General features: G+C 74.7%; 13 protein-coding genes. 4 read left to right on the top strand and 9 right to left on the bottom strand.

Annotated elements, in window-relative coordinates; all coding sequences use genetic code 11:
- The first annotated feature begins 73 nt into the window (after window positions 1-73).
- Entirely contained in the window at window positions 74-568 is a 495-nt protein-coding gene (locus CWOE_RS13455; protein WP_012934169.1) for a MarR family winged helix-turn-helix transcriptional regulator, read from the top strand.
- Between the two features lie 56 nt (window positions 569-624).
- On the opposite strand, the gene CWOE_RS13450 is transcribed toward CWOE_RS13455, so the two are convergent.
- The 4 genes from CWOE_RS13450 to CWOE_RS13435 all read right to left on the bottom strand — a co-directional run bounded on the left by CWOE_RS13450 (window position 625) and on the right by CWOE_RS13435 (window position 4328).
- Window positions 625-1071: a type II toxin-antitoxin system RatA family toxin gene (locus CWOE_RS13450; RefSeq protein WP_012934168.1), complete on the bottom strand. Its 447-nt coding sequence runs from the start codon at window positions 1069-1071 to the stop codon at window positions 625-627.
- Between the two features lie 91 nt (window positions 1072-1162).
- Window positions 1163-1750: a TetR/AcrR family transcriptional regulator gene (locus tag CWOE_RS13445; RefSeq protein WP_012934167.1), complete on the bottom strand. Its 588-nt coding sequence runs from the start codon at window positions 1748-1750 to the stop codon at window positions 1163-1165.
- 5 nt (window positions 1751-1755) lie between these two features.
- Window positions 1756-2694 (bottom strand): crotonase/enoyl-CoA hydratase family protein, encoded by a 939-nt coding sequence (locus tag CWOE_RS13440; protein WP_012934166.1) that lies wholly within the window; start codon window positions 2692-2694, stop codon window positions 1756-1758.
- Window positions 2691-4328, bottom strand: a complete 1638-nt coding sequence (locus CWOE_RS13435) for an acyl-CoA dehydrogenase family protein (protein WP_012934165.1) — start codon at window positions 4326-4328, stop codon at window positions 2691-2693. The genes CWOE_RS13440 and CWOE_RS13435 overlap by 4 nt, the downstream gene beginning before the upstream one ends.
- A 111-nt stretch (window positions 4329-4439) precedes the next feature.
- Here CWOE_RS13435 and CWOE_RS30670 point away from each other — a divergent pair, with 111 nt between their 5' ends.
- The 3 genes from CWOE_RS30670 to CWOE_RS13420 all read left to right on the top strand — a co-directional run bounded on the left by CWOE_RS30670 (window position 4440) and on the right by CWOE_RS13420 (window position 7963).
- Complete coding sequence (locus tag CWOE_RS30670; RefSeq protein WP_012934164.1) at window positions 4440-6002, top strand: PQQ-dependent sugar dehydrogenase; 1563 nt, start codon at window positions 4440-4442, stop codon at window positions 6000-6002.
- Between the two features lie 93 nt (window positions 6003-6095).
- A complete protein-coding gene (locus CWOE_RS13425) occupies window positions 6096-6914 on the top strand; it encodes a siderophore-interacting protein (RefSeq protein WP_012934163.1) in 819 nt (272 codons plus the stop codon).
- A complete protein-coding gene (locus CWOE_RS13420; protein WP_012934162.1) occupies window positions 6914-7963 on the top strand; it encodes an ABC transporter substrate-binding protein in 1050 nt (349 codons plus the stop codon). The genes CWOE_RS13425 and CWOE_RS13420 overlap by 1 nt, the downstream gene beginning before the upstream one ends.
- Here CWOE_RS13420 and CWOE_RS13415 read toward each other — a convergent pair.
- From CWOE_RS13415 to CWOE_RS13395, 5 genes are read right to left on the bottom strand one after another with little or no spacing between them, the layout of a single operon-like run.
- Window positions 7960-8775: an ABC transporter ATP-binding protein gene (locus CWOE_RS13415; RefSeq protein ID WP_012934161.1), complete on the bottom strand. Its 816-nt coding sequence runs from the start codon at window positions 8773-8775 to the stop codon at window positions 7960-7962. The two genes, CWOE_RS13420 and CWOE_RS13415, sit on opposite strands and share 4 nt — an antisense overlap.
- Complete coding sequence (locus CWOE_RS13410) at window positions 8772-9836, bottom strand: FecCD family ABC transporter permease (RefSeq protein WP_012934160.1); 1065 nt, start codon at window positions 9834-9836, stop codon at window positions 8772-8774. Before CWOE_RS13410 ends, CWOE_RS13415 begins: the two co-directional genes overlap by 4 nt.
- Window positions 9836-10834, bottom strand: coding sequence for an iron chelate uptake ABC transporter family permease subunit (locus CWOE_RS13405; RefSeq protein ID WP_012934159.1), 999 nt, complete (start codon window positions 10832-10834; stop codon window positions 9836-9838). Before CWOE_RS13405 ends, CWOE_RS13410 begins: the two co-directional genes overlap by 1 nt.
- A 39-nt stretch (window positions 10835-10873) precedes the next feature.
- Window positions 10874-11752 carry a L,D-transpeptidase gene (locus tag CWOE_RS13400; RefSeq protein ID WP_012934158.1) on the bottom strand — a complete coding sequence of 293 codons (879 nt, stop codon included), beginning with the start codon at window positions 11750-11752 and terminating at the stop codon, window positions 10874-10876.
- On the bottom strand, window positions 11752-13377 hold the full coding sequence (locus CWOE_RS13395; RefSeq protein ID WP_012934157.1) for a trypsin-like serine protease: 1626 nt from the start codon (window positions 13375-13377) through the stop codon (window positions 11752-11754). The genes CWOE_RS13400 and CWOE_RS13395 overlap by 1 nt, the downstream gene beginning before the upstream one ends.
- Window positions 13378-13509: the final 132 nt, after the last annotated feature.

Genomic DNA, 13509 nt, shown 5'->3' with positions numbered 1-13509 from the left:
TCCAGGTCTCAGTTAGCTTGTCTTCGAATTACTTTACCGCAAGATAACTTGATGGCAAGGTATCCTCGCGTCGATGAGACAGGACTCGGTGGACCGCATGCTCCAGGAGTGGGAGGCGACCGACCCGGCGCTCGACGCGAGCCCGCTCGCCGTCGTCGGCCGCCTGCTGCTCTGCGCCGGTCACCTCGAACGCGCGATCGTCGCCGCGCTCGCGCCGCTGGAGCTGAGCTTCGGCGACTTCAACGTGATCAACACGCTGCGGCGCCGCGACGAGCCGGAGGGCACGCACCCGTCGCAGCTCGCCAGCTCGGCGCTGATCACCTCCGGCGCGATGACCGCGCGGCTGGACCGGCTCGAACGCGCCGGGCTGATCGAGCGCCGGCCCGACCGCGACGACCGCCGCGCCGTCCGCGTCCTGCTGACCGCCGACGGCGCGCAGCTGGCGGAGCGTGCGCTGACCGCCGTGCTCGCCGCCGACGAGGCGTTCCTCGCGCCGCTCTCTCCGCGCCGGCGCAGCCAGCTCGCCGCGCTGCTGAAGCCGCTGCTGCTGGGCAGCGAGGACGGCTGACGGAAGCCGCCGCTGAGAGCCCGGCGGCCGTCGCCGGGCGGGCGGGCCGCCGCGGCTCAGCCGCGCTCGGCGCGCTGCTTCAGCTCTTCCGCCGCCTGCACGACGAGCACCTCGCGCACGCGGTCGACAGCCGGGCCGCGCAGCAGCATCCCGAGCATGCGGCCGGGATCGACGTCCAGCGCGTACGTCGCGCGGGTGCGCCCGTCGCCGAGGTCGGCGAACGACCAGCGCCCCGTGAGCGCCTTCACGTCGCCCTTCTCCTGCGTGCAGTCGATCCGCGTCGGCGCGTCGTAGCTGAAGCGCAGCCGCGACTTGACCGTCTTGACCTTCGCGTCGGAGACGGTCTCGACGAGCGCCGGCCGCCCCTCCCCGTCGCGCTCCAGCACGTCGACCGAGACGAGCGACGTCTGCCAGTCCGGCGCGCGCTCGAGGTCGGCGGCGATCTCGTAGCAGCGCGCGATCGGCGCCGCGACCTCGACGGTGTGGTCTCCGCTGATGCTCATGCCGCCAGAATACGGCCGCGCCCGGCGCGCGTCGTCCTGGATTGGTGTCGCTGGACGACACCAATCCAGGACGACCGCTTACGCGGCCCGCTTATGCGGCGCCGACGGCGCGCCGCGTGAACGTCCGCAGCGCGGCGACCAGCTCGGCGCTGGGCGGCGCGCCGGCCGCGAGCGGCGAGAGCGGGCCGACGAGCGCCTCGCCGACGCCGCCGACGAGCGCCGCGGCCGTCAGCGCCTCGTCCTGCGGCGGCAGCTCGCCGGCGGCGACGCCCTCGCGCAGCATCCCGGCTATCCGCTCGCGGTAGTCGCGCCGGTAGGCGAGCCGCTCGGCGTCGACGAGCGGGTCGACCGGCTCGGCGAGCAGCGCCCACGCCAGCCGCGGGTTGCGCAGCGCCCGCTCGGCGAACGTCGCTATCACCGCCTCGACCCGCTCGACGACCGTCCCCGGCCGCTCCGCCGCCGCCTGCGCTGCCGCGATCTCGCGTCCGCAGACGGCGCGGAACAGCTCGACGAAGAGGTCGGCCTTGGACGGGAAGTGGCGGTACATCGCGCTCGCGGTGACGCCGGCGCGCGCGGCGATCGCGGCGACCGACGCCGACGCGTAGCCGCCCTCCTGCGTCAGCTCGTGCGCGGCCCGCAGCAGGCGCTCGCGGGTGGCCGGGATCGCGGGCGCGCTCATCCCGCTCACCCCTTGAACGTCGACAGACCGGCGTCGCCGAACGGCTCGTCGCGCTCGCGCACGGCGGTGCGGAAGCCGTCCTGCGCGGCGCGCTGCTGGAACGCGTAGCCCTCCGGCGTGTGGCGGGCAATCCCGTCGAAGACCGTCCCGAGCGTCTGCGTCGCCCGCAATCCCTGGCTGTCGGCGGTCTGGTTGACGAGCAGCTTCATCATCCGCAGCTGGTTGAGCGGCATCCGCGCGATCCGCTCGACGAGCGTCTCAGCTCGCGCGTCGAGCTGCTCGGCCGGCGGCGCCTCGATCGCCAGCCCCCACTCCAGCGCCTCCGCGCCCGACAGGCAGTCACCGGTGAACAGCAGCCGCTTGGCCCGCTGAGGACCGAGCCGGTGCGCCCACAACGCCGTCGTCGGCGAGCCCCACACACGTGCCGGCGGGTAGCCGATCTTCGCGTCGTCGGCGATCACGAGCAGGTCGGAGCAGAGCGCGAGGTCGGTGCCGCCGGCGACGCAGAAGCCGTGGACCTTGCAGACGACCGGCTTGCCGCAGTGGAACAGCGTCATGAACGCGCGCACGTTGCGGTCCATCATCGCGAAGTCGACGAGCGGGTCCCACGTGGCGCGCGGGTCGTGGTTGGCGGCGATCACGGCGGGGTCGAGCGGGCTTCCCGCGGGCGGAGCCGCCGCGGGCGCGCCGCCGCCGCTCGCCCCCATCCCCTCCGCCGACTCGACCAGGTCGTAGCCGCCGCAGAACCCCGTCCCCGCGCCGGACAGCAGCAGCACGCGCACGTCCGGGTCGAGGTCGGCGCGCTCGACGCACGCCGCCAGCTCGGCGATCAGCCGCGGCGTCAGGCCGTTGCCGCGCTCAGGCCGGTCGAGCACGATCCGCGCGATCCCCTCCGCGGCCGAGTAGCGGATCGTCTCCAGGCGCTCGTCGCTCACGCCGCTCATGCGCCCGCCGGCAGCACGCGCTCGAGGATCCCCTCCGTGTCGACGCCGCTCGGCAGCGTCCCGTAGACGCGGCCGCGGTCGCCGCCGAGCCGCCCGGCGCAGAACGCGTCGGCGACGGCGACGGGCGCGTTGCGCACGAGCAGGCTCGCCTGCAGTGCGGTGCCGAGGTCCTCGACGATCCGCCGCGCGCGGAACTGCGCGTCGGCGAGCGCCGCCGCCGGGTCCGCCGCCGCCCCCGCGTCGCCGAGCAGCCCCGCGACGTCGCGCTCGACGCGCGCGAGGTGGGCGTCGAGACGCGCGTCGCCGCCGTCGGCGAGGTGACACTCGGCCAGCAGCGCCGGCAGCCCCTCCGGCTCCTTCACGAGCGCGCGCAGGACGTCGAGCGCCGCGACGTTGCCCGACCCCTCCCAGATCGACATCAGCGGCGCGTCGCGGTAGAGCAGCGGCATGCCCGAGTCCTCGACGAAGCCGTTGCCGCCGAGGCATTCGAGCGCCTCGCTCGCGTGGGCAGGCGCGCGCTTGCAGACCCAGTACTTCATGACGGCGGTCGCGAAGCGGCGGAACGGGACGTCGTCCTCGTCGAACGAGCGCGCGACGCGCAGCGCGGCGGCGGTCGCCGCCTCGGACTCGATCGCGAGGTCGGCGAGCACGTTGCGCATCGCCGGCTGGTCGACCAGCTTCGCGCCGAACGCGCTGCGGTGGCGCGCGTGGTGGAACGCCTCGACGACGCCGCGGCGCATCGCGGTCGCGGAGCCGAGCAGGCAGTCGAGCCGGGTGTGGTTGACCATCCGGATGATCGCGGGGACGCCGCGCCCCTCCTCGCCCACCAGCCGCGCGCGCAGCCCGCGGAACTCGACCTCGGATGACGGCAGCGAGCGCGTCCCGAGCTTGTCCTTCAGACGCTGGAACTCCATCCCCGGGCCGCGCTCGACGAAGAAGCAGGAGAGCCCGCCCGGCGCCTGCGCCAGCACGAGGAAGACGTCGCACGGCGGGTACGAGCAGAACCACTTGTGCCCCCACAGCTCGTACTCGCCGTCGCCGGCCGGCTCGGCGCGCGTGATGTTCGCGCGGACGTCCGAGCCGCCCTGCTTCTCGGTCATCGCCATGCCGGCGAGCGCGCCGCGCTCGTAGTCGGGCAGCGTCAGCCGCGGCTCCCACTCGACGGCGATCTCCGGCGCGCCGTCGCGCAGCGCCGGGATCGCGGCGTAGGTCATCGAGACCGGGCAGAGGACGCCGCCGTTGGCGTTGCCCCACAGCATCATCAGCGCCGCGCGCACGGCATGCGCGCCGTCGCGCTGCTCTCGCCACGGCAGCGCGTGGATCTCGCGCTCGATCGCGCCGCGCAGCAGCCAGTGCCAGGAGGGGTCCAGCTCGACGGCATCGATCCGGTTGCCGTAGCGGTCGTGCGTCATCAGCCGCGGCTCGTTGCGCTCGGCGCGGCGGCCGTGCTCGTGCGCCTCGACGCTGCCGACGATCGTGCCGACCTCGCGGGCGCGGTCGACGCCCCACGCGCCGCCCTCGCGCTCGAGCGCCTCGCGCAGCGGCGCATCCGTGCTGAAGAGGTCGAGCGGCAGCAGCGGCGGCGCCTGGTTGAGCACCGCGTGCGTCGCGCCGGAGTGGTCGATCGTCGCCATGGCCGTCTCGCTCCTCGTTCGGTCGCTGTGAATCCTGATTCACAGTCTAGTGAACCCGGATTCACAGTGCAATCGCGTACCCGACCCCGCCAGCTGCCACAATCGCGGGCCGTGAGACGCTTTCAACAGGCGGTCGCACTGTCGCTGCTCGCGGTCGGCCTCGCGTTCTCGGCCTCCGCGCACGCGGCGGTGAGACTGCAGAAGGTCGGGGACTTCCCGAACGCCGTCCACGTCGCCGGCGCGCCCGGCGACGGCGAACGGCTCTACGTCGTCCAGCAGGACGGGGTCGTGAGCGTGGTGCGCGGCGGCGTCGCGAGAACGTTCGTCGACCTCAGAGCGACGATCCAGAGCGGCGGCGAGCAGGGACTGCTGTCGATCGCCTTCCCGCCGGACTTCCAGACGAGCCGGCTCTTCTACGTCTACTACACGGAGAGAGGCGGAGCGGCGAACGTCGTCGCAGAGCTGCGCGCCCCGTCCGGCGACGCCGCCGACCCCGGCTCGCTGCGGCCCGTGCTGTCGATACCGCACCCCGCCGACACGACGAACCACAACGGCGGCCAGCTCCAGTTCGGTCCCGGCGGACTGCTGTACCTCGCGCCCGGCGACGGCGGCAGAACGGCGGCGACCGCGCGCGACAACACGACACTGCTCGGCAAGCTGCTGCGGATCGACCCGCGCCGCACCGCCACCGCCGCCTACAGCGTGCCGGCGGACAATCCGTACGTGACGGGCGGCGGGCGCCCGGAGATCTGGGCCAGAGGGCTGCGCAACCCGTTCCGCTTCTCGTTCGACCGCGCGACCGGCGACCTGATCCTCGGCGACGTCGGCCAGAGCACGACTGAGGAGATCAACATCGTGCGCGCCGCCGACGGCGGCGGCAGAGCCGCCGACTTCGGCTGGGACGTCTGCGAGGGCAGCTTCCTGCTGGGTAGAAACGACAGACCCTGCACGCTCGGCGGCGCCACCCTGCCGGCGATCGACAAGTTCGCCAGCGACGGCTACCGCTCGATCATCCCCGGCTACGTCGTGCGCGACCCGACCCTCCCGTCGCTCGTGGGCCGGCTCGTCTACGGCGACTTCTTCGTGCCGCAGCTGCGCAGCGCGCTGCCGACGCTGCCGAGAGCGACCGACGACAGCCCTCTCGGCCTCACGGTCCCGGGCCTGACCTCGTTCGGCGAGGACGCCGGCGGCTGCGTCTACGCGGCCGGTGGCGGCGTCGTCTACCGCCTCGTCGAGCAGGACACGCGCGTCCCCTGCGCGCCGGCGACGGGCTCGCAGCCGCCACCTGCCGCGCCGGCGCCTCCGCCGCAGACGCCACCCGCGCCGAGAGCGAGACCGGTCCTGCCGGCGGCGAGAGCTCCCCTCCTCCACCTGATCGCCAGAAGACAGCAGCGCGTGCTGCGACTCGGCGGCGTCGTGCTGCACGCCCGCTGCGCGCGGGCATGCCGCATCACCGCGACCGGCACGCTGAGAGTCGGGCGCGCGACGCTCCCGCTGCGGCGGACGACCCGCTCCGCCCCGGCGGACAGACGCGTGCGGATCGTCGTCCGCCTGACCAGACGCGGCAGATCCGCCCTGCGACGCGCGCTGCGCGACGGCAGGCACCCCAAGATCGCCGTCACGCTGCGCGCGGGCGGCAGCACCAGACGCGCGACGGTCCGCGCGATCCGCTGACCGCGGCATCGTCCTGGATTCGTGTCGCAGAGCGACCACGAGCCAGGACGACGCGAGAAGTTAGGTGACCCTAAGATCTGTTAGGGTCACCTAATGAGTTCCCCAGCCGCGCCCCGGGCGCGCCGTCGTCCGGCGACGCGTCCCTTCCCGTTGCGCACCGGCGTCGCCGAAGTGCTCGCCGTCGCGCCGCTGACCCCGCGCATGTCGCGGATCGTGCTCGCCGACCCCGCCCTCGCCGACTTCCCCGTCGAGGAGCCGGGCGAGATCGTCACGCTGATCTGGCCCGAGCCCGGCGAGGACGTCGTGCTGCCGCTCGACGGCTGGCGCTTTCCGGACGGCGTGCCCGAGCCGCACGCGCGCAACTACACCGTCCGCGCGCACGATCCGGCCGCCGGCACGCTCGTCGTCGACTTCGTCGTCCACGGCGATCACGGCGTCGCCGGCCGCTGGGCCGCCGAGGCGCGGCCCGGCGACCCCATCGGCTACGCCGGCCCGCGCACGCACTGGACGCTCGGCGACGACGACGGCGCCGCCTGGACGCTGCTCGTCGCCGACGAGACCGGCCTCCCCGCGCTCGCCGCGATCGCCGCGACGCTGCCCGCCTACCACCGCATCATCGCGTGCGTCGAGATCGCCGACGCCGACGAGCGCCAGCCGTTCCAGACGGCCGCCAGGCTCGACCTCCACTGGGTCCACCGCGAGGGCGCAGCCGCCGGCGAGACGCTCGCGCTCGCCGACGCCGTCCGCGCGCTGCCGCTGCCTGACGGGCGCGGCCGCGTCTGGGGCGCGGGCGAGTCGGGCGTGATGCGCGTCGTGCGCGACCACCTGCGTGACGAGCGCGGCATCCCGCGCTCGGCGATGCAGGTGCTCGGCTACTGGAAGCACGACGCGACGAAGGAGTGGACACGCTGATGGCGGACCGCCCCGCGCCGCGCCTCGCCCGCCCCCTGCTCCGCCCCACCCGCCGCGGCTTCCTGCTCGGCGCCGCCGGCGCGACCGCCGCCGCGGCGCTCGCCGCCTGCGGAGGTGACGACGGCGGACCGGCCGCGTCGGCCGCCGCGGGCGACGCCGGCGCGTTCCCCGTCAGCGTCAGAGACAGATACGGCACGACGACGATCGAGCGCACGCCCGAGCGGGTCGTCTGCTTCGGCTACAACGACCACGACACGATGCTCGCGCTCGGCGTCGTGCCGGTCGGTCTGATCCAGTGGATCCCCGAGTGGAAGCGCGGCGTCGGCCCGTGGTCGCTGAGAGCGCTCGGCGACGCGCGACCGGAGCTGTTCAGCGGCTCCGAGATCCCGTTCGAGACGATCGCCGCGCTGCGGCCGGACCTGATCCTCGCGGTCAACCACGACCTCAGAGCCGGCGACCGCGACCGTCTCGCCGAGATCTGCCCGCTCGTCTCGACGCCGGCCGGCTACCCCTCCTACGGCCTCCCGCCCGACGTGCAGGCGCTGCAGGTCGGCGCCGCGCTCGGCCTGGCCGACAGAACCCGGGGGCTGGTCGAGCAGGTCGCGCGCACGTACGCCGACGCCCGCCGGCGCAACCCGTCGTTCGCCGGCAGGCAGGCGATGATCGTGACGCCGGCGGGCGACGGGCAGATGTCGGTCTTCGCCGACACCGACACGCGCGGCCGGCTCGTGCGGTCGCTCGGCTTCCGCCAGCCCGCCGCCGTCGCCGGCATGGTCGGCGACGACTTCTACGCGTACATCTCGCCGGAGCGCTTCGACGTGATGGACGTCGACGTGCTGATCGTGCTCGCCTACGACCAGACCACGACCGGCAGACTGGCGAGCATGCCGACCTATCAGCGGCTCGGCGTCGTCAGACGCGGCGCGACCGTGATCGTCGACGACGTCGACACCGCGATGGCGCTCGCCGCGTCGACCGTCACCTCGACGCCGTACGCGCTCGGCGACCTCGTGCCGCGGCTCAGAGCCGCGCTCGCGAAGCGCGCCTAGGCCGCGGGACCGGGCGCGGCGCGGGCGGCGCGCGTCCGCGCGGCCGGCACGACCAGCGGCGTGCCGGTCTCCGGGTCCGGGATCACGCGGCAGGGCAGGCCGAAGACGGCCTCGACCAGCTCGGCGTCGACGACGTCGCCCGGCGCCCCCTCCGCGACGATCCTCCCGTCGCGCAGCGCGATCAGGTGGGTCGCGTAGCGGCAGGCGTGATTGAGGTCGTGGAGGACCGCCACGAGCGTGCGGCCGTGGCGCTCGCGCAGGTCGGCGCAGAGGTCGAGCACCTCGATCTGATGGGCGATGTCGAGGAACGTCGTCGGCTCGTCGAGCAGCAGCAGCGGCGTCTCCTGCGCGAGCGCCATCGCCAGCCAGACGCGTTGGCGCTGGCCGCCGGACAGCTCGTCGACGGCGCGGCCCGCCAGCTCCGTCGTCGCGGTCGCCGCGAGCGCCTCCGCGACGGCGCGCTCGTCGTCCGGCGACCACTGGCGCAGCAGCCGCTGGTGCGGATAGCGACCGCGCGCGACGAGGTCGGCGACGGTGATCGCGTCCGGCGCGACCGGGCTCTGCGGCAGCAGCCCGAGCCGCCGCGCGACGTCCTTCGCCGGCTGCGAGCGGATCTCCGCGCCGTCGAGCACGACGCTGCCGGCGCGCGGCTTCAGCATCCGCGCGAGCGCCCGCAGCAACGTCGACTTGCCGCACGCGTTCGGCCCGACGACGACCGTGAACGAGCCGTCGGGGATCTCGACGTCGAGGTCGTGCACGACGACGCGGTCGTCGTAGGCGAGCCGCAGCCCGCTGCCGGAAAGACGGCTCATCCGCTCCTCCTCCGCCACTCGCTCGCGAGCAGCCATGACAGGTAGACGCCTCCGAGGACGCCCGTGACGATGCCGACCGGGAGCCCCTGCTCCGGCCAGATCCGCTGCGCGGCGCAGTCGCTCGCCTCCAGCAGCACCGCGCCCATCAGCAGCGCGGGCAGCAGCCCGGGCCCGGACGCGCGCGTGAGCCGCCGCGCGAGCTGCGGCGCGGTCAGCGCGACGAACGCGATCGGGCCGGCGGCGGCGGTCGCGACCGCGGTCAGCGCGACGCCGACGACGACGAGCGCGACGCGCCCGCGCTCGACCGGCACCCCGAGCGCCTGCGCCGTCTCGTCGCCCAGCTCCAGCGCGCGCAGCGTGCGCCCGAGCAGCAGCGCGAGCGGGACCAGCAGCGCGAGCGCGAGCGCGAGCGGTCGCACCTGCTCCCAGCCGCGCCCGTTGAGGCTGCCGATGATCCAGACCACCGCCGCCTGCGCGTCCTCGTATCTCGCGCGGGTCAGCAGCCAGTCGGTGATCGCCCGCAGCAGCAGGCCGACGCCGATCCCGACGAGCACGAGCCGGTAGCCCTGGATTCCGTGGCGGTAGGCGAGCGCGAGCACGAGCGCGGCGGTCACCAGCCCGCCGCCGACGGCGCCGACCGACGTCGCGGCGCCGCCGCTCGCCCCGATCAGCGTGATCACCGCGACCGCTCCCGCCGCCGAGCCGGACGTGAAGCCGACGACGTCGGGGCTGCCGAGCGGGTTGCGCGTGAGGCTCTGGAAGATCGCCCCGGCGAGCCCGAGCGCGCCGCCGACGAGCAGCGCGCACAGCACGCGCGGGAGCCGCAGCGTCTCGACGATGAACTCGCTCGAGCGGTCGCCGCCGCCGAGCAGCGTGCGGACGACCTCGGCCGGCGAGAGCGGGTACTCGCCGGTCCCGACGCCGACGATCGCGAGCGCGAGCAGGACGAACACGAGCACGCAGCCGACCCAGAACGGCCGCGCCTCGAAGCGCAGCGCGACGGCGCCGCCGGGCGAGCGCAGGACGCGGCCGGGCAGGACGGGCTGTGAGGAGGCGGCCATCAGAGCTGGGCGATCCTCCGGCGCCGCACGAGCAGCAGGAAGACCGGTGCGCCGACGAACGCCATCACGATCCCGACCTGCAGCTCCCCGGGCCGCGTGACGACGCGGCCGAGCACGTCGGAGACGAGCAGCAGCAGCGGCGCGAGCACGAGCGAGTACGACAGCACCCAGCGCTGGTCGGGGCCGACGATTGCGCGCGCGATGTGCGGGATCGTCAGGCCGATGAACGCGATCGGCCCGGCGGCGGCGGTCGCCGCGCCGCACAGCAGCGTGATCGCGACGCCGCCGAGCACGCGCGTGCGGCCGACGTGCGCGCCGAGCGCGCGGCCGGCGTCGTCGCCGAGCGCGAGCGCGTTGAGCGGCCGCGCGAGTGCGAGCGCGAGCACCGCGCCGACGACCAGGAACGGCGCGACCTCGGCGATCGTCTGCGCGTCGCGGCCGGCGAGCGAGCCGACCCACCAGAACCGCCACGTCTCGAACGCCGCTCTGTCGAGCAGCGTGATCGCCTGCGTCAGCGACAGCAGCGCGGCCGTCACCGCGGTGCCCGCGAGCGCGAGCCGCACCGGCGTCGCGCCGCCGCGGCCGGCGGCGGCGATCAGGTAGACGACGACCGCGGCGACCCCTGCGCCGGCGAACGCGAACCAGATGTAGCCGGTCAGCCCGCCGACGCCGAACAGCCCGACGGCGATCACGACCGCGGCTGCCGCGCCGGCGTTGATGCCGAGCAGGCCGGGGTCCGCGAGCGGGTTGCGCGTGAGCGCCTGCATCAGCGCGCCGGCGAGGCCGAGCGCGATCCCGACGCCGAGCCCGAGCAGCGTCCGCGGGACGCGCAGGTCGTGGACGATCGCGCTGTTCTGCGAGCCGTCGGGATGCAGCAGGTCGCCGAAGACCTCCGCGAGCGGGATCGACTTGGCGCCGAGCGCGAGGCTCAGCACGACGGCGACGGCGAGCGCCGCGACGGCGGCGAGCAGGCCGACGCTGCGGACGGACGGCGACACGCGCGTTAGGCTACCCTAACTCGCGCGCCGCCGCCCTGCTCAGCGCACCGTCACCGGCACGCCGGGCTCCAGCCGCCGCGCGAGCCATGCGATGTCGCCGTTGCGCAGCCGCACGCACCCGTGCGACGTCGCACTGCCGAGCGGGTCGAGCAGCGACGCCGCCCCGCGCCCGTGGATCGCGACCCGTCCGGGGCCGCCGAGGAACTCGGTGTAGGTGTCCGAGAACGCCGTGATCGGCACGATCCAACTGCCGAAGAAGCCGTTCGCCGGACGCTGCGGCAGCAGCTCGGAGATCGCGAAGCGCCCGCGCGGCGTCGGCGCCGACGGTCTCCCGACGACCGCCGGGAAGCGCTTCACGCGACGGTCGCCGAATGCGACCGTCAGCTGCCGCGCGCGCAGGTCGATCGCGACCCTCCAGCGCGTCCGCAGCAGCGCGACGTCGTCGCCGGAGACCCAGCCGGCGGTCCCGTTGGGCCGCTGCGCCAGCAGCATCCGCACGTACAGCCTGCCGTCGACGACGCGCTGCGCGTCGACCGCGTACTGCGCCTCGCCGCTGCCGAACGGCGCCAGCGCGCCGACCCGGGCGAGCAGCTTGCCGCCGCCCGGCCGTTCGGTCGCGCGCGTCGTGAACAGCACGCGGGCGACGTTCGCGCCCGGCAGCACCTGGTCGGGGCCGTCCTCGACGGCGGCCGGCCGCAGCGGCGCGGCGCCGGCGAGCGCGGCGGGCCGGTCGGCCGACAGCACCTGCGTGGCGGCGGCCGCCGGGGCGACCTCGGCCGGAGCGGCGGCCGGGCCAGCGGCGGCCGGGGCGGCGGCGGCCGCCCCCGGCGCGCCCGTGAGGGCGGCGCCGGCGACGATCGCGGCGGTCGTTGCGGATGCGACTGCGCGGCGGGCCGCAGAGCGGCGCGCCGCGCGCACTAGCCGGTCACCCCGGGGGGACGGGTGCGGCCTCTCTGCTGCGCCGGGACGACGCGCACGCGCGCGGTCGCGGAGCGTCTGCCCGCGTTCGCGGAGCTGACCGCGACGCGGTTGGAGACGAGGCCGGGCTTCGTCGTGCCGGCGACGCGCAGCGACACCCGCAGCGTGCGCGTCGATCTCGCCTTCACCGTGCCGAGCGACCAGCAGGCGCGGCCGCGCGACTTTCTCGCGCCCTTCGGCAGGCTGCCGAACGTCAGGCCCTTGCCGGGAGCGTCGCAGACGACGACCTTGCGGGCCGCCGCGCGACCGCGGTTGGCGACGGTGATCGCGTACGTGACCGTGCGGCCGGCGACGACGCGCGTGCTCGACGCCTTGACGCTGACGCGCAGCGACGGCTTCGCCGGGGTCGGTCTTCTCGGCTGCGGTCTCGGCTGCGGTCTGGGCGTCGGCACCGGCGCGGGCGCCGGGGCGGCGGCGATCGCGGGCGACGCCTGCGTGCGCGAGATCCCCGTGCCGCCGGCGTTGCTGGCGCTGACGGCGCATGCGACCGTGCGGCCGACGTCGCCGCCGGTGAACGCGTACGTCGCGCTTGGGCCGTTCTGCAGCACCTGGCCGTTGCGCGTGTCGACGAACGCGTAGGTGAACGCCGGCGCGCCGCTCCAGGTGCCGGCGGTGCACGTCATCGAGTTGTTCGCCTGGAAGACGCCGCGGGCGCTGATGTCTCTGCCGCCGCGGGGCGCGATCGGCGGGTTGGCGCTGCCCTGGATGAACTCCAGGATCTCGGGTGCGGCGAGGTTGGTGTAGCCGTTGAGCGAGCCGGGGCCGCACTCGCCTGTCGGGCCGCTGACGGTGACGAAGCTGGCGACGCCGGCGAAGACGCCGCCGGCGGTCAGCGGGCCGCCGGAGTCGCCCTGGCAGGCCGAGCCGACCTGGCTGGTGACGCACAGGACGACGGCGTTCGCCTCGCCGCCGCACGCGAGCGGATCGCCGACGGTCGTGTCGAGGCCGTAGAGCTTGCCGTCGGGCGTGCCGCCCGCGGTCTGGCGGCCGAAGCCGGAGATCGACGCGGCGGTGCCGGGCGCGAGGTACGCGAACGGGCTCGTGGGCGCGATCTGTCTGACGGCGGGGCCGCTGAAGTTGAGCGGGACAGCGAGCGTCAGCACCGCGACGTCGTCGGGCGCGACGCCTCTGCTGCCGAGGTCGTAGACGTATCCCGGGTGGACCCGCACCTGCGCGACGGGACTGTCCTGTCTCGTCGCCTCGGGGTTTCTGAAGTCGGAGATGCCGGCCTTGACCGTCATCGCAGCGGCCAGGATCGGCTGGCCGGTGCTGCTGTCGTAGACGCAGTGTGCGGCCGTGACGACCGTCGTGGTGTTGATGATCGTGCCGCCACAGCGGGCGACACCGCCGGGGACCGTGGACTCGAGGAAGACCTGCCACGGCACCTGCGCGATCGTGATCGGCGTGCCGCCGACGATCGCGGGCTTCTTGACCGGCTCGTCCTGGCGCAGCGTCAGCGGTCTGTCACTGGCGAACGCGGCCGTGGCGCTGGTGAGGAGAGCACCGAGCGCGACCAGGGCGGCGGCAGCAGCCCGCCCTGGGATCCTGAACTTTCGAATGTGCATGGCGGGGCACCCTAGCGTTCGAACTTGCTCAAAATTATTCGAAAATGTTCATCGCGAGGCGCGCTGACATGAGCAGGTTTGTGCCTGTTTCGGCGCGGGTACTCCGCGCCATCGCGACCGCTCCATCAAGCG

The sequence above is a fragment of the Conexibacter woesei DSM 14684 genome (genome assembly GCF_000025265.1).
Lineage (GTDB): Bacteria > Actinomycetota > Thermoleophilia > Solirubrobacterales > Solirubrobacteraceae > Conexibacter > Conexibacter woesei.
This window is presented reverse-complemented; position numbering and strand designations above follow the sequence as displayed.